The sequence below is a fragment of the Bifidobacterium catulorum genome, assembly GCF_003129925.1.
GTDB classification, from domain to species: domain Bacteria; phylum Actinomycetota; class Actinomycetes; order Actinomycetales; family Bifidobacteriaceae; genus Galliscardovia; species Galliscardovia catulorum.
Window position 1 is genome coordinate 1 of the sequence record NZ_QFFN01000027.1, and the last position, 15,709, is coordinate 15,709.

Below are 15,709 nucleotides of genomic sequence, written 5' to 3' on the forward strand. Positions count from 1 at the left end.
CCAGCCATCAACTGGCAATCAAAAACAATTCAGTAGTACAAAACACGCTCTTGAGTTCTCAAACCACCACCACACCACACCGGACAATCCCAACCAAGCAGAACCATCCGCGCCGGGCAGCAAGAAGTAAACATACACGAACCCAAACAACAACGCAAACCAACACCACAAAACAACGCCAAAAACGTTGAAACGGCGGCGCTCCACCGGCGTGTCGCAAAACAGCCCTCAATGGCCTTTCTTTTACTGACTATTCTAGTCGGATTACCTCATATGGCATGGTGAACGACCGTTTGTTCATCTTCCGGTCGGCAACATGTAGGCGATATACCCCAAAACGACCGTCACGGTTCATATATGGTTCAACCCGGAGCCATCGTGATACGAAAAAAACGGGATCCGGTATAACCGAATCCCGTACTATATCGGAGAACCACCCGCGCAGGCCTCAGCGAAGTCCGTATTCCTTCGCGATGACGGACCACAGGTCAGCGGCCGCCTGGTCCACGGTGTTGTTGACGATGGTCACGTCGAATTCGTCCTCCGCCGCCAGCTCGACCTTCGCGGTCTCCAGACGCCTGCGTCGCTGCTCCTCGTTCTCCGTGCCCCGGCCGACCAGACGCCTGACCAGCTCGTCGAAGCTCGGCGGTGCGAGAAACACGTACAGCACTTCAAGGCCCATCTCCGACGCACGTTCACGAACGCGGCGGGCACCCTGCAGATCGATTTCGAGGATGGTGGGCACCCCGGCGTCGAGATGCTCCATCACCGGTTCCAACGGCGTGCCGTAATGGGCCATGTTGTGCACCACGGCGGTTTCGAGGAACATGCCCTCCCGCTGCTTGCGTTCGAACTCCTCCTCGCTCATGAACCAATAGGTGACGCCATCAATCTCCCCCGGACGGGGCGCCCTCGTGGTGGCGGAGACCGAGACCCACACCTGGGGGTGGTCCTCGCGCAGCTTCGCCTCCACGGTGCCCTTGCCGACCGCGGTCGGTCCGGTCAGCACGATGAGGCGACGCCGCCCGGCGTCATGCTCGTTGGTATTGTCCATTGTCGAAAAACTCCTTGAATCTGCGATGGCGCGAAATCATGAACCGACGAAAACACCCCGGTCGTTAGATGATTTCGGATTCGCGGTTATGATCCGCTATGAGGGAACGCTGCTGCGGACCGCCGATGACCGGCTGACGCCGCGGATGACGTGCCTCCTGACGATGCTGCGTCTGCTGCGGTCGGCCGTCCGCATGGTTCGACGCGGCGGCGGGAACGTGGTTCGGACCAAGGATGACGGACTCGGGCTCGGGCATCTCCTCCTCGTCGCCTTCCTCCATGGCCTCGTACAGCGCCTGACGCACATCGATGGCGATCTCCTCGGTGGCGGCCGCAAGATCGGCGATCTCCGGGCCCTTGGAGGAGATGGATCGGGAGACGGTGACGAGCACATTGCCCTTGGTGCCCTTGAACACGGTCTTGAGGTCCTTGGCCTCGGCACCCTGCCATCCGTAGCCCGGGGAGAGGATCGGTCCGGTGAAGACGGACGGATCGACGCCACTGGTCTTCATCCACTGTCCGATGGTCGCGCCGATGATCAGCCCGACGGACCCCATGCCCTCCACGCCGTCGTTGAAGTTCTGCGCGGCATGCGCCACGCCGTAGGCGACGGTCTGTCCGGGGAAGTCGCCACGCTGGCGGATGGCGGACTGCAGCGAGATGCCTTCGGTGTTGGACGTCACGGACGCGATGAACACGCCGCGGCCGTTTTCGAGGGCGTCTCCCACGATATTGGTCAGCGAGCGGAAGCCATAGTATGGCAACAGGGTGATGGCGTCGGCCAACATCGGCGAATCGGGCTTAAGATAGGCGTCGGCGAGGGCGGACACCGTGGTGGGCAGGCCACCGCGCAGGCAGTCTACGATGGTGATCACGCCCATCTGACGGGCCGCGAACAACGCCCGTTCGAGGGCCGCGAATCCCTTGGACCCGTAACGCTCGAACATGGGCATCTGGAACTTGACGGCGGCCGTCCTGCCCTGCGCCGCCTGAAGCATGCGCATGGAGAACAGCTCGGCACCCTTGGCGTCGACATTATAGCCCCATTTGGCCAGCAGCTTGCGATGGGGGTCGATGCCTACGCACAGAGGCCCATACAAGTCCATGGACGCCTTGAGCCTTTTGCCGAATTCAGAACGCTGGATGATACTTGCCTGGGCCTCTGTGCTGTTCATGTCAGTTCACACCTTCCAATGCAAACAATTGCTGAGCATGTTCCTGAATGCTCAGAATCTGGTAATCCTGTTTCTTTACCGCCTCGATGGCCAGCAACACGGCGGAGAACTCGGTCATCGTCGTGAACTGGGGCAAATCGGCGGCGATGGCGGCCGCACGGATGGAGTATCCGTCCGAACGGGAGCCACGGGAATTCGGGGTGTTCAGCACCATGTCGATCTTGCCGTCCTCGATGAGCTCGACGACGTTCTTGCCGATGCTGCCCTCGGCATGGCGCACCTTCGTCTCATCGGTGTCGATGCGACCGGTGATCTTGTCGACGATGTTCGACTCGATGCCGTAGCGGCGCAGGACCGATGCGGTGCCTTCGGTGGCCCAGATCTTGAATCCGAGCTCCACCAGACGCACGGCCATGAGCGGCAGCTGGCGCTTGTCGGTGTCGTTGACGGAGATGAACACGTTGCCGCTGGTGGGCAGACCGCCGTCGTAGGCGGCGAGCTGGCTCTTGGCGAACGCGTGCGGGAAGTCGCGGTCGAAGCCCATGACCTCGCCGGTGGAGCGCATCTCGGGCCCGAGCAGGATGTCGACGGTCTTGCCGACGGGCGTGCGGAAGCGCTTGAACGGCAGCACGGACTCCTTGACGGCGACCGGCTGGCCGATGCGCACGTCGCCGCCGTCGCCGTGGGGCAGCAGCAGGCCGTTGGCGCGCTGGTCAGCGATGGTCTCCCCCGCCATGATGCGGGCGGCGGCCTTGGCCAGCGGTGTGCCGGTGGCCTTGGACGCGAACGGCACGGTGCGGGAGGCACGCGGGTTGGCTTCGATCACGTACAGGGTGTTGGACATGAACGCGTACTGCACGTTGACCAGACCGCGCACATTGCATCCGCGGGAGATGGCTTCGGTGGCCTCGCGCAGACGTCGGATCTGATCGTCGGAGAGGGTGCTCGGGGGCAGGGTGCAGGCGGCGTCGCCGGAATGCACACCGGCCTCCTCCACATGCTCCATGATGCCGCCGATGTACAGCTCCTTGCCGTCGAACAACGCATCGACGTCGATCTCGATGGCGTCGGACAGGAACTTGTCGATGAGCAGCGGTGAGGGAAGACGACCGGAGACGACCATGTCGGCCTTGGCCTCGTCGAGGGCGCGACCCACATACTTTTCGAGCTGGGCATCGTCGTACACGATCTCCATGCCGCGGCCGCCGAGCACGTACGACGGACGGACGAGCACGGGGTATCCGATGCGGTGGGCGGCCTCCTGGGCCTCCTCCAGCGACAGGGCGGTGCCGTAGCGCGGCGCGTTGAGCTTCTCCTTGCGCAGCACCTCGCCGAAGAGCTCGCGGTTCTCGGCCAGATCGATGGATTCGGGCGTGGTGCCGAGGATCGGCACGCCGGCGGCCTTGAGCCGGGCTGCCAGCGACAGCGGCGTCTGGCCGCCGAGCTGCACGATGACGCCCTTGACCGGGCCCATCTCCTTCTCGGCCTCGTAGATCTCCAGCACGTCCTCGAAGGTGAGCGGCTCGAAGTAGAGGCGGTCGGACATGTCGTAGTCGGTGGAGACGGTCTCGGGATTGCAGTTCACCATGATGGTGTCGTAATCCTTGCCGAGCTCCTGCACGGCGTGCACGCAGGTGTAGTCGAACTCGATGCCCTGGCCGATTCGGTTCGGACCGGAGCCGAGGATGATCACGGCCTCGCGTTCGCGCGGGCGCAGTTCGGATTCGTCGGCGTAGCAGCTGTAGTAGTACGGCGTCACGGCGTCGAACTCGGCCGCGCAGGTGTCGACGGTCTTGTAGACGGGGCGCAGGCCGTAGGTCCAGCGGAGCTCGCGGACCGTGTTCTCGCCTTCGTCGCCCAGACCACGCAGATGGGCGATCTGCACGTCGGACAGACCGGCCTTCTTGGCCTTCTTCAGCAGCTTGGGGGTAAGCGTCTTGGCGGCCTTCACCTCAAGCGCCGTTCTGTCGATGAGCAGCAGCTGTTCGATGAACCACGGGTCGATCTTCGTGGATTCGAAGATCTGCTCGTTGGTGGCTCCGCCCCAGATGGCACGCTGGATCTGCTGGTAGCGGTGCTCGGTCGGCACCTTGATCTTCTCCAGCAGGTCGGCGACCTCGGCGGCGTCGGGCTTTTCGCCGTCCCAGCTGAAGCCCATGTGACGCTTGTCGATGGAGCGCATGGCCTTGCCGAGGGATTCCTGGAAGTTGCCGCCGAGGGCCATGGCCTCGCCGACGGACTTCATGGACGTGGTCAGGCGGGTTTCGGCGCCGGGGAACTTCTCGAACGCGAAACGCGGCACCTTGGTGACGACGTAGTCGATGGTCGGCTCGAAGCTGGCCGGCGTGGACTGCGTGATGTCGTTCCGGATCTCGTCGAGCGTGTACCCGAGGGCAAGCTTCGTCGCGATCTTGGCAATCGGGAAGCCGGTGGCCTTGGACGCCAGGGCGGAGGAACGGGAGACGCGCGGGTTCATCTCGATGACGATGATGCGTCCGGTCTCCGGATGCACGGCGAACTGGATGTTGCAGCCACCGGTGTCGACGCCCACGCCGCGGATGATGGCGATGCCGATGTCGCGCAGCTTCTGGTATTCGCGGTCGGTGAGCGTGAAGCACGGGGCCACGGTGATGGAGTCGCCGGTGTGCACGCCGACGGGGTCCACGTTCTCGATCGGGCAGACGACGACCACGTTGTCCTTGCGGTCGCGCATGAGTTCGAGCTCGAACTCCTTCCAGCCCTCGATGCCTTCCTCCAGCAGCACCTCGTCGGTCGGCGAGTAGTGGAGGCCGGCGCCGGCGATGCGGTGCAACTCCTCCTCGTTGTGCGCGATGCCGGATCCGAGGCCGCCCATGGTGAAGCTCGGACGGACCACCAGCGGGTATCCGATCTCCTCGACGATCTTGTCGACCTCCTCCATGGAGTGGGCGATGAACGAACGGGCGGATTCGGCACCGGCCTCGTCCACGACCTTCTTGAACAGCTCGCGATCCTCGCCGCGGTCGATGGCGTCAAGGGACGCGCCGATGAGCTCGACGTCGTACTTCTTGAGCACCCCGGCCTCGCCGAGCGCCATCGCCGCGTTGAGCGCGGTCTGGCCGCCCAGAGTGGGCAGCAGGGCGTCGGGACGTTCCTTGGCGATGATCTTCTCCAGGATCGGCACGGAGATCGGCTCGATGTAGGTGGCGTCGGCCATCTCCGGATCGGTCATGATGGTCGCCGGGTTGGAGTTCACCAGAATGACGCGGATGCCTTCCTCGCGGAGCACCCGGCAGGCCTGCGTTCCGGAATAATCGAACTCCGCGGCCTGGCCGATGACGATCGGACCGGAACCGATGACCATGACGGAGTGAATATCGGTGCGCTTAGGCATTGACACTACCTTCCTTGGAATCCTTGGCGTTCAGCATGAGATTCACGAAACGATCGAACAGATATGAGGCGTCGTGCGGGCCAGCGGCCGCCTCGGGGTGGTATTGCACGGAGAACGCGGGGATGTCAAGGCATTCGAGGCCCTCGACCACGTTGTCGTTGAGGTCGATGTGGCTGACGCGGGCCTTGCCGAAACGGCCGCCGTCGTACGGGGTGACGACGGTCTCGCCGATCGGGGCGTCGACCGCGAATCCGTGGTTGTGCGCGGTGACCTCCACCTTGCCCGTGGTGAGGTCCTTGACCGGCTGGTTGATGCCGCGGTGGCCGAACTTGAGCTTGTAGGTGCCGAAGCCGAGCGCACGGCCGAGGATCTGGTTGCCGAAGCAGATGCCGAAGAACGGGTAGCCGGCGTCGAGCACGGCGCGCAGCAGCGCGACCATGTCGTCCGCGGTGCTCGGATCACCGGGGCCGTTGGAGAAGAACACGCCGCTGGGGTTCATGGCCTGGATCTGCTCGAAGGTGGTGGACATGGGCACGACGTGCACGCGGCATCCGCGTTCGGCGAGACGATGCGGCGTCATGCTTTTGATGCCGAGATCGACGGCGACGACGGTGGCCAGAGGGTCCTTGCCCTCGTATTCGCCGGTGGGCTCCACGGTGTACGTCTCCTTGGTGGAGACCTCCGGGCTGAGGTTGGACCCGCTCATCTGCGGCTGCGACTTGACCTCGGCGAGCAGGCTGCTGACGTCGGCGACCTTGCCGGATTCGTCGAGCAGCGCGTCGCCGGAGAAGATGCCGGCGCGCATCACGCCCGCGGAACGCAGACGACGCACGAGCTTGCGGGTGTCGATGTCGGCGATGCCCACGATGCGCTGCGACCGCAGGTCGTCATCGAGGCTGCCGGTGGCGCGCCAGTTGCTCACGACCGGGCTGGGATCGCGCACCACATAGCCGGCGACCCAGATACGAGAGGATTCGGGGTCCTCATGGTTCACGCCGGTGTCGCCGATGTGCGGGAACGTCTGTACAACAATCTGACGGTCGTAGCTCGGATCTGTCAGTGTTTCCTGGTAGCCCGTCATGCCCGTGGCGAAGACGATCTCGCCGAAGGTCGCGCCGGTCGCGCCGTAGGGCTCGCCGACATAGACCTGACCATCCTCAAGAACAAGGACGGCGTTGGTTGCATCATAGCTACCCACTGCAGTGGGTTCCGACTCATTGAGGCTCACTAAATCCCCCTTAACAGCGGATTATTCCGTTATCACCTTACCACGGGGCACGTGGCTGGCCCGGTGACTATTCTTCTTCTGTTTCTTCTGTTTGCTCGCTGGTTGCTTCCGGTTCCGCCGCACGACGCTCATCCGCCTTGCCGGCGACGGCGGTCAGCAGACCGTGGATGAAGTTCGGCGAGTCCGCGTCACACAGCGTCTTGGCGAGCGACAGCGCCTCGTCGATGGCGACGCCGGTGGGAACGTCGTCGTTGTATACGATCTCCCATGTGGCGACGCGCATGATGTTGCGGTCCACGACGGGCATGCGGGAGACGTTCCATCGGTTCGAGCATGCACCGATGAGGTCGTCGATGTCCTGCCTGTGCTCGGCGACGCCGCGGACGATCTCGACGGCGTAGTCGGGAAGCGGCGTCTGGGCGCCTGGGTGTTCGATGCGCTCAGCAAGAAGGGACAGGATGTCCTGTCCCTTCTCGTCGGCTTCATACAACGTGTTCAGAGCCCTCTTTCGGGCGGTGGAACGTGCCATGAAGAATCCTTAATGCGATTGGTCGGTCGGTTCGATCAGTTTTCGCGGCCGAGGTAGGAGCCGTCGCGGGTGTCGACCTTGACTTTCTCGCCCTCGTTGATGAACAGCGGGACCTGGATCTCGGCGCCGGTCTCGACGGTGGCGGGCTTGGTGCCGGCGTTGGAGCGGTTGCCCTGCAGACCGGGCTCGGTGTGGGTGATCGTCAGGATGACGGAGGCCGGCAGTTCGACGGAAAGCGGGTTCTCGTCGTGGAAGCTGACGATGCAGTCGGTGCCTTCGAGCAGGAACTTGGCCTGGTCGCCGACGAGGTCCTTCGGAATGTAGACCTGATCGTAGGTGGTCATATCCATGAAGACGAAGTTGTCCCCGTCCTCATAGGAGTACTGCAGGGTGCGGTTGTCGACGGTCTCGAATTCGATCTTCATGCCAGCGTTGAAGGTCTTGTCGACGATCTTGCCGGAGAGGACGTTCTTGATGGTGGTACGTACGAAGGCGGGTCCCTTGCCCGGCTTCACATGCTGGAACTTGATGACGGTCCACAGCTGTCCGTCAAGGTTCAGAACGGATCCGTTCTTGATGTCGTTAGTAGTCTGTGCCACGATTAACTCACCTTTTCATGTATCAAAATAGGCAAGGCTCAAAATAGCCTTGAATATTATGCCACTACCTCTATACCTCGGCACGCCAATGAGCGACGGACTCGCTTCACCCGGAGGACCCCGGCCGTTCTACCGACGTTTCCGGAATGTTTTCCAATCGTTCCTCGTCGATTCACCGGTTCCTGAAGTATCGGAGCAGACGGCTTTCCCGGGTAAGCAGCACGGCCGCGGCCGCACCGGACAGAGCACCGATCACCGCGGTCACGAACACACACAGCAGTGCGCCGATGACTGCGGAGGCCTCGGCCACGGAGCCGGCGAGCCATATCCATGCCGGCAGAGGACTCGCCAGCAGAGCGCCCGACAGGCTCCAGACCAACGTCTCCATCATGATCTGCGCAAGCAACGCAGTTTTGGGCACGCCGCAATGCAGCGCCGAGGCCATCTCCAGTCTGCGCATGCGCGTAGCGACGAATCCCAGCGCCGCCGATATGACGAGCGCGACCCACGGTGCGGCCGCCGTCAGCCGCGAGGAGAACAGGAAGGCACTATCCAGCGCGGCGCCCTTGCTGGTGTTGAGTCTGGACACCGTCGGAGGAGCCTGCGTCGAGTCCGTCGCCCGATTGTCGGCGGCCAATCGCAGCAACGATTCGATGTCCGTGGTCTGCGGCCACGTACGCACCCAGCATTGGCTGAACGCATCCTCGGAGCCTGCCGGCACCGGTGCCAGAGCAGCATAGGAGAACCCCGCCTTGCGACCGTCTTCCGGCCAGTCGAATACGCCGGACACGTCCACATTGCGCCCGTCCTTCAATGCGAGCCGCTGCCCGGACTGAGCGCGAAACGGCGCCGCGGCATCCGTGGAGAGCATAACGCCCTGGATGGGCGGGGCCGATGAGAGATCTCCGGCGCCGTACTCCGATTGCGTGCCGGTGGTGCCGAGCGCGAATACCGCGAGCGCCCCGGGCGTGGTCTCGTAGATGGGCACGCCTGTGGATGGCAGGGCAGCGAAGACAAGACTCTCATCGGTCTGCCGCACCGCTCCGGAAGCCTGAACGCCATCCAGCGATGCGAGCCTGTCGCATGCCGCGCCATCGATGTGATCGTTGTACTCGAGTACCCAAGTGGAGCCGCCGGAGGCAACGTATTCGTCGGTTTGCCGTTGAATGCCGGCGATGGTCATCCAGTCCGCACCGGCCAGCAGTGCGATCAGGCAGGCGAGGGAGACTGCCAATGCGCATGCGTGCGTAGTTCCCGTGATGAGATCCCGTACCGCCTCCCCCAGCATTCCCGTCAATCTCATGCAGGGCTTGCGGCCACGGGGTCTGAGTTCATGAGGCTTGACGCTCATCGTCGTGCACCTCCTTGTTTGCGGATGCGTCGGCGAACGTCTCGTACTGCCAATCGCGCAGGTCGATGAGGTCGGTGCAGGCATCGCGCGTGCGCGGATCATGGGTGGCGACCACGACGATGGAACCGCTCAGGGAAAGGCTGTGCAGATGCTCGTTGACCGTGGCGGCCGTATTGAGATCAAGCTGTGCGGTCGGCTCGTCCACGAGCAGCAGTCCCGCACGGGATGCCACTCCACGGGCCAGCATCAGACGCTGGGCCTCGCCTCCCGACAGGTCTCGAAACGGCTTGAACGCCAATGATTCCAGACCGAACGCTCGTAGCAGTTCCATTGCATGGCTCCGGGCGTCACGACGTCGTTCGCCGCGGGCGATGAACGGCAGGGCCACATGGTCCACTGCCGAGCGGCGGGCGACGCCGTGCGGGTTCTGCAGTACCCAGCATACGCGACCGCAATCGAAACGTTCGACCACGCCGGTCACGGGTTTCGTCCAGCCGGCGATGATCGACAGCAGCGTGGATTTGCCCGAGCCGGATGGTCCGGTCAGTGCGTACACATGTCTCGGCAGCAAGGTCACCGTCAGATGTCGGAACAGCATGTCCCCGCCGGTTTTATCGAAGCTATGGCCGACGTCCGTAAGCGTCACCCTGCGGGTTGCATGGTCGTTCATGTCATTCACCGCCTTGGGCGGAGCAGTGTTCGGCGGTTCTTGGGATGACGTCCACATGATCGAACGCCATCGTCTTGCCGTCAACGGACACCATGGTCTTGCCCAGCTGGGATGCGATGATGCGCACCGGCGTGGGTTTGCCGTCCACGCTCACGCAGCCCTTTCCCGCGACGACATCGTAGATCGCGGAAGGCGGTACGGTCAATGCGGTCAATGGCCGGGTAAGCCTCCAGCTGTAGGGCACGCTCACCGTCCCTCCCCCGGCCGAGCCATCACCGCCGGTTGCGCTTCCGGTTCCTGACGCCGTGGCGGAATCGCCACCGAGCGAGGCCATGCGGAAGGCAGTGCTGCCGTCGATCGCCGCAAGAACCGCCGGATCGGTCAGTTCGACGGTTCCGTCGGGCACATCGAATTCCTGCTTGTCGATGGTCAGTTTGCGCCTGCCGGACACGATGTCGGCCACGGAATTCGGCAACGTGGCCTTCACTGCGGTGGCGGAGGTGACGAACAGGTCCTGTCCGGCGTCGATCTGCCGACCGACTGCGACGGAGACCTGCTTGACGGTCACCGAATCGGCGGGAAGCCATACGAACCAACCGGGATCGATGGCCCATCCGGAATCCCCGCTCAGCTGTCGAGCGCCCACGGATCGGGCGATCGCATTGTAGGCGGTGATGGTGTCCCAGGTCATCCGGTCGGAGTCCGGCGCACCTTGGCCAAGCCGACGAAGCGCGGCGTTGAGTGCGGCGGCGTCCGTTCCCCGCATGCCGCTGGTCAGCGAGCGGTACGGCGGCACGCTGGTGTGGAGCGCGAGCATTGGCTGGGCGTTCACGTCGAAGGCCGCCTGCCCGGATTTGAGCACACCGCCGGCACGGATGGAGATCCGTGTCACCGTACCGGAAACCGGTGATGTGACGGTGGAGGATTGTCCCAATGCCACGTTCAGCGTTACCGACCGGGAGTCGTCGAACGGCGTCGAGGCGACCTTCACCGTGGTCGCTGCCGTACTTGAGACCAGTGATGGCGGAATCCTTGAACGGGTCAGCAGAAATCCGCCGCCCACCCCGATCGCGGCCATCACCAGTGCCAGCAGCACGACGATGGACGCCGCCACGCCATTGCGAACGTTTCGGTTTCCTTTGCGGGCCGTTGTCCTGCGTCGCCACCCCATATCGGCCTCCTTGCCGTATTGCCGTATTGCCGCGCGAATCGGTCGTCACTTCACCGGTACGGTCGTCATTTCATTGATGCAACGGATCCTGATTGCAGGCCCAGAATTGGCGTCCCTTCTCGGATTCGCCGTCGTATCTGTAGTTCGGATTGGGCTTGCCGTCATACGTGGCGCTCATGTATTCGCCGAAGAACTCGTGCCAACGTCGTTGGTTGGCTTCGAACCGGCTGCCGTCGGTCAGGTTCACGGTATTCATCGTGCTCATGTATTCGTCTTCGCTGATGGGGCTCGGCAGCAGATCGTATTTGGCGTAGCACTGGTAGGTTTTGCGTGCCAGAGTCTCCTGATTGATGTTGTCGGGATTCCTGTTCATGGTCGCATACAGGCTGGAGACGGAACCCGCATAGGTTTTGGTCTGGCAGTCGTCCATGATCTCGAGCTGCTTCTCGTCGGATAGCGCTCCACGATACTGGCCGACCGTCTCCCCCTGGTCAACCGACCATGACGCCTGCAGCCCATAGGGTTCGAGACAGGTGTTGTACGCATCGTAGATCTCCTGCACTTCGGCCTGCGTAATCCTGCCGTCCTTGAGGATGTTCCTCGCCAGATCCGTGGGGGCCTTCTCATAAGTCCGCTTGAATTCCGCGGCATATGGACCCGAGAAGGAGGGTTCGCCGCCATCGGCAGACCGGCCGTCGCCTGTCGATGTCTGCCCGCAGGCAGCCAATCCCAGAAGTAATCCCAGGAATACCGGCAGCAGCATCGCCGCAGTCACGATTCTTCTCCATCCGGCGCCGGCCGATGCCGTTGTATCTCCGTTGATCATCGCCAACCTCCTTGTCCGCCTTCACCATAAGCCGACTGACGTTCGAAGCCGAAGCCGCCGCGTAATCCCATGGACGACTCCATCATTCGGACCGCAGGCGATACGGCCGTACCGTGACTATGCTCCTCCTACAACGGCACCATGAAGGGGGATTCGCGCGTAGACGACCCAGTCGCCGTCCTCGGCACTGGTGTTGAGCTCGCCACCGAGGTCGGTGATGATGCGACGATGCAGCGCAAGCCCGCTGCCGTGTGACCTAAGCTTCGCCGTTCTTCCAGTTTTATTGGACATCAATGATGCCGACGAGTCCGACGACTCCGATGCTGGCAATGGATTGGTTTCCATCAGTTCGATGGACTTTGACCCCAAGGTGACCATCAGACAATAGTCGCCGGACTCCGGGATGAGATGCCGGGTGATGTTGGCGGAGATCTCACCGATGAGATTCACGGCCGCACTTACCGATTCCGCATCGCAATCGTCCGGCGGATCGCCGCGCACGTCGATCCGTCCATGAAATCCAAGCTGGTCCAGTCTGGTTCCGGCGTTTCGGACGGCGTCATCGATCATCTCGATCGTCGTCCGCCGCGGCGGCGTCTCTCCGACGTTCGGTATCGTCCGACGTGCCGGCGCCGACTGGCACGCCGATGCCGTCCGACTCGCATCTCCCGGACTCACGGAATCCCCTCCTGCGTCGGCTCGCCGCCGTTGCGGCTGTTCAAGCAAATCGATGACATGGTGTATTTCGGCAAGCACGGCAAGGGCCTGTTCGTTGACGAACCACCAATCCCGACGTTCGGCGTCCCGTTCGGCGTCATCGCCAATGCGGCGCAGCTGCCGTTGCGCGGTCAAAGCGATGTAGGAGAGACCTCCGCTGGCGGAATCGTGGATGCGCGAGCCCAGACGCATGTTGCGTCTCAGCATGTCCATCTCCCATTGACGTCGTTCCAACGCCATGGCCTGTTCTCGAATCTCGTCACGCTGCCGTCGCCAGCGCAGGGCCATGCCGATCATCGTGGCGAACACGAACATCGCGATGTAATTGACCAAACCCAGCCATGTGGCGGACAACGCATTGAAGGAATTGACGGCCACCGGCACGCATTCGGCGAACGAAATGACCAGCAGGGCGGCGACTGCAACGGGAATCGAACTGTCGTAGCCGATGATCGCCAAGGCCAGATATGCGGCCCACAGCGGATTCGGCCCCGACAGGTCAAGGATGAACAGACGCGCGACGACGGTGCCGATGATCAGCCAGCCACTGACGCGAGGCAGGAACGGCGAAAGGAGGATACAGACTATCGACGCACCTGAAAGCACTCCATTGAGCGGATAGACGGGAGGAATCGCAGCCCATTCAATCACCGTGGCGACCAGAACGACGAATGCGATGAGGACGCGGAACCAATGGCTGCGCAACCAACGTTCGGCGGCGTTCATCGTTCGCCTTCCGAGGCGCCTGTCCATAGGGCCACGGCCTGCCCGCGCGAGGTGACACCGAGTTTGTGGATGGCACGGGTGATATAGGTTTTGGCGGTGGATGCGCTCACCTGCATGTCGGTGGCGATCTGCGCGGTATCGAGACCACGGGAGCACAGGTTCATCGCCTCGGCTTCACGGTCGGACAGCAGAAACTGCCGGGGGATTCGGTTTCCGCGTAATCGTTCGTGCGCCTCGCCGGCGGTTTGGAATCCTTCACCCCATACGCCGCCGGTGGCCACGGTACGAATCGCCTTGATGATCGGTGCCTCCACGGATTTGGGAACGATGCCCTGCGCCCCGGCTTCGGAGGCTTTGGAGGCATATACGGCCAACGAGAACGACGTGATGGCGAGAATCAGCACCCGAGCGGTTCCGGCGCGAATTGTTCTGCATACCGCCAAGCCGGATAGTTCATCCATCGACATGTCGGTGAGCAGTATGTTGGGGCTTTGGCGTGCGTCGAGACAGCGGGCCACAGCATCGCGTCCGGAGGTGGTTTTCCATAGGATTCGTGCCTCAGGCATGAGTTCGGTGATGGTGCATTCAAGGAAGGAAAGCGAAAACTCGTCGTTGTCCAGCAATCCGACGGTCACAATCGGGCGAACCGTTTCACTCATTCCCCCTCCTTTGCAGCCGGTCTCCAGTGCCGTTTTTCACGGTAGCATCGTCCCACCCGGACAGCGGGATTTCGTTGTCATCGTGTGGACGACATGTTGAGGCATAACGCGGCATGGGCTCGGGAAGTGGTGTGGAGGGAACGGTGCAAGACGACGCAACGAAAGACGACGCAACGAAAAAGCCTCGGAATCCTTACGGGTTCCGAGGCTTTCAGCTAGAACGCTAGTTCAAGCGTGGAAGATGTCGGTTGATGAAAATCAGGCGAGGATCTTGGTGACTCGACCTGAGCCGACCGTGTGGCCGCCTTCACGCACAGCGAAGGTGAGGCCCTCTTCCATGGCGACCGGCTGGATCAGCTCAACCGTGAAGGTGGCGTGATCGCCGGGCTGAACCATCTCGACGCCTTCCGGCAGGGTGATGACGCCGGTGACGTCGGTGGTGCGGAAGTAGAACTGCGGACGGTAGTTGGAGAAGAACGGCGAGTGACGGCCACCCTCGTCCTTGGTGAGGACGTAGACCTCACCCTCGAACTTGGTGTGCGGGGTCACGGTGCCGGGGGCAGCCACGACCTGGCCACGCTCGACGTCCGTACGGCCGAGACCACGGAGCAGCAGACCGGTGTTGTCGCCGGCCTCGCAGGCGTCCATCGTCTTGTGGAAGGTCTCGATGGAGGTCACGGTGGTGGACTGGGTGTCGCGGATACCGACGATCTCGACCGGGGAGTTCACGGCGAGGGTACCACGCTCGACACGACCGGTGACGACGGTACCACGGCCGGAGATGGTGAAGACGTCCTCGATCGGCATCAGGAACGGCTTGTCGAGGTCGTGGACCGGGGTCGGGATGTAGTCGTCGACGGCGTCCATGAGGTCCTTGACGGTCTGGACCCACTTCTCGTGGTCCGGGGCGTCATCGTGCAGAGCGCCGTAGGCGGAGGTGCGGATGACCGGGCAGTCGCGGTCGAAGCCGTTCTCCTCAAGAAGATCGCGGACCTCTTCCTCGACGAGCTCGATGAGCTCGTCATCGTCGACCATATCGCACTTGTTGAGGGCGACCAGGATCTTCGGCACACCGACCTGACGGGCGAGCAGCACGTGCTCGCGGGTCTGGGCCATCGGGCCGTCGGTGGCGGCCACAACGAGGATGGCGCCATCCATCTGGGCGGCACCGGTGATCATGTTCTTCACGAAGTCGGCGTGGCCCGGGCAGTCCACGTGAGCGTAGTGGCGCTTCGCGGTCTGGTACTCGATGTGGGAGATGTTGATGGTGATACCGCGGGCGGCCTCTTCCGGAGCGGAGTCGATCTGGTTGAAGTCGTACTCCGGGTTCACATCCGGGAACTCCTCGTGCAGCACCTTGGAGATGGCGGCGGTCAGGGTGGTCTTACCGTGATCGACGTGGCCGATGGTACCGATGTTAACGTGCGGCTTAGTACGCTCGTACTTTTCCTTTGCCATGTGTTTTGTCCTCCTGGACGTCTCGTAGTTTGCCTGTGCAAACCATGCACAAGACACTCGCTACATTTTACTGGTTTTTCGGGATGTTCGCCACTTGGCGCGCCTACCGACCAGTCAACGCTACGTAATATTAGCGTTTCCGGCCGACATGGCGCGTCAGGTGGCGTCGACCGC

At 62.6% G+C, this 15,709-nt stretch carries 14 protein-coding genes; 1 reads left to right on the plus strand and 13 read right to left on the minus strand.

Annotated features, from left to right (window positions below; genetic code table 11):
- On the plus strand, positions 1-191 hold a 191-nt coding region (locus tag DF200_RS11005; RefSeq protein ID WP_206603428.1), incomplete at its 5' end, for a hypothetical protein.
- 257 nt (positions 192-448) lie between these two features.
- Here DF200_RS11005 and gmk read toward each other — a convergent pair.
- The 13 genes from gmk to tuf all read right to left on the minus strand — a co-directional run bounded on the left by gmk (position 449) and on the right by tuf (position 15,535).
- Entirely contained in the window at positions 449-1,054 is a 606-nt protein-coding gene (gmk, locus tag DF200_RS08340; RefSeq protein ID WP_109137819.1) for a guanylate kinase, read from the minus strand.
- A 64-nt stretch (positions 1,055-1,118) separates the two neighbouring features.
- Positions 1,119-2,228: an orotidine-5'-phosphate decarboxylase gene (gene pyrF, locus DF200_RS08345; protein ID WP_109137820.1), complete on the minus strand. Its 1,110-nt coding sequence runs from the start codon at positions 2,226-2,228 to the stop codon at positions 1,119-1,121.
- Position 2,229: 1 nt separating this feature from the next.
- Positions 2,230-5,601: a carbamoyl-phosphate synthase large subunit gene (gene carB, locus DF200_RS08350; protein WP_109137821.1), complete on the minus strand. Its 3,372-nt coding sequence runs from the start codon at positions 5,599-5,601 to the stop codon at positions 2,230-2,232.
- Positions 5,594-6,829, minus strand: coding sequence for a glutamine-hydrolyzing carbamoyl-phosphate synthase small subunit (gene carA, locus DF200_RS08355; RefSeq protein ID WP_109137822.1), 1,236 nt, complete (start codon positions 6,827-6,829; stop codon positions 5,594-5,596). Before carA ends, carB begins: the two co-directional genes overlap by 8 nt.
- Positions 6,830-6,896: 67 nt before the next feature.
- Positions 6,897-7,358, minus strand: coding sequence for a transcription antitermination factor NusB (gene nusB / locus DF200_RS08360; RefSeq protein ID WP_109137823.1), 462 nt, complete (start codon positions 7,356-7,358; stop codon positions 6,897-6,899).
- A 35-nt stretch (positions 7,359-7,393) separates the two neighbouring features.
- Complete coding sequence (gene efp, locus DF200_RS08365; RefSeq protein WP_109137824.1) at positions 7,394-7,957, minus strand: elongation factor P; 564 nt, start codon at positions 7,955-7,957, stop codon at positions 7,394-7,396.
- 172 nt (positions 7,958-8,129) lie between these two features.
- Entirely contained in the window at positions 8,130-9,308 is a 1,179-nt protein-coding gene (locus DF200_RS08370) for a hypothetical protein (RefSeq protein ID WP_146192048.1), read from the minus strand.
- Positions 9,289-9,978, minus strand: a complete 690-nt coding sequence (locus tag DF200_RS08375; protein ID WP_170112499.1) for an ATP-binding cassette domain-containing protein — start codon at positions 9,976-9,978, stop codon at positions 9,289-9,291. Before DF200_RS08375 ends, DF200_RS08370 begins: the two co-directional genes overlap by 20 nt.
- A gap of 1 nt (position 9,979) precedes the next feature.
- Positions 9,980-11,149: a hypothetical protein gene (locus DF200_RS08380; protein ID WP_146192049.1), complete on the minus strand. Its 1,170-nt coding sequence runs from the start codon at positions 11,147-11,149 to the stop codon at positions 9,980-9,982.
- A 70-nt stretch (positions 11,150-11,219) separates the two neighbouring features.
- The gene (locus DF200_RS08385) at positions 11,220-11,975 is read right to left on the minus strand and encodes a hypothetical protein (protein ID WP_109137828.1); all 756 of its coding nucleotides are present in this window, start codon (positions 11,973-11,975) and stop codon (positions 11,220-11,222) included.
- Between the two features lie 117 nt (positions 11,976-12,092).
- Positions 12,093-13,418, minus strand: a complete 1,326-nt coding sequence (locus DF200_RS08390) for an MFS transporter (protein ID WP_109137829.1) — start codon at positions 13,416-13,418, stop codon at positions 12,093-12,095.
- Complete coding sequence (locus tag DF200_RS08395) at positions 13,415-14,077, minus strand: response regulator transcription factor (protein WP_109137830.1); 663 nt, start codon at positions 14,075-14,077, stop codon at positions 13,415-13,417. Before DF200_RS08395 ends, DF200_RS08390 begins: the two co-directional genes overlap by 4 nt.
- A 258-nt stretch (positions 14,078-14,335) precedes the next feature.
- A complete protein-coding gene (tuf, locus tag DF200_RS08400) occupies positions 14,336-15,535 on the minus strand; it encodes an elongation factor Tu (RefSeq protein WP_109137831.1) in 1,200 nt (399 codons plus the stop codon).
- Positions 15,536-15,709 lie beyond the last annotated feature (174 nt).

Excerpts from the sequence above, each read along its gene's own strand:
- DF200_RS08395 (WP_109137830.1), bottom strand. The coding sequence starts at position 14,077 with ATGAGTGAAACGGTTCGCCCGATTGTGACCGTCGGATTGCTGGACAAC.
- nusB (WP_109137823.1), bottom strand. The coding sequence starts at position 7,358 with ATGGCACGTTCCACCGCCCGAAAGAGGGCTCTGAACACGTTGTATGAA.
- gmk (WP_109137819.1), bottom strand. The coding sequence starts at position 1,054 with ATGGACAATACCAACGAGCATGACGCCGGGCGGCGTCGCCTCATCGTG.
- tuf (WP_109137831.1), bottom strand. The coding sequence starts at position 15,535 with ATGGCAAAGGAAAAGTACGAGCGTACTAAGCCGCACGTTAACATCGGT.
- pyrF (WP_109137820.1), bottom strand. The coding sequence starts at position 2,228 with ATGAACAGCACAGAGGCCCAGGCAAGTATCATCCAGCGTTCTGAATTC.
- DF200_RS08390 (WP_109137829.1), bottom strand. The coding sequence starts at position 13,418 with ATGAACGCCGCCGAACGTTGGTTGCGCAGCCATTGGTTCCGCGTCCTC.
- carB (WP_109137821.1), bottom strand. The coding sequence starts at position 5,601 with ATGCCTAAGCGCACCGATATTCACTCCGTCATGGTCATCGGTTCCGGT.
- DF200_RS08380 (WP_146192049.1), bottom strand. The coding sequence starts at position 11,149 with ATGGGGTGGCGACGCAGGACAACGGCCCGCAAAGGAAACCGAAACGTT.
- DF200_RS08370 (WP_146192048.1), bottom strand. The coding sequence starts at position 9,308 with ATGAGCGTCAAGCCTCATGAACTCAGACCCCGTGGCCGCAAGCCCTGC.
- DF200_RS08385 (WP_109137828.1), bottom strand. The coding sequence starts at position 11,975 with ATGATCAACGGAGATACAACGGCATCGGCCGGCGCCGGATGGAGAAGA.
- DF200_RS08375 (WP_170112499.1), bottom strand. The coding sequence starts at position 9,978 with ATGAACGACCATGCAACCCGCAGGGTGACGCTTACGGACGTCGGCCAT.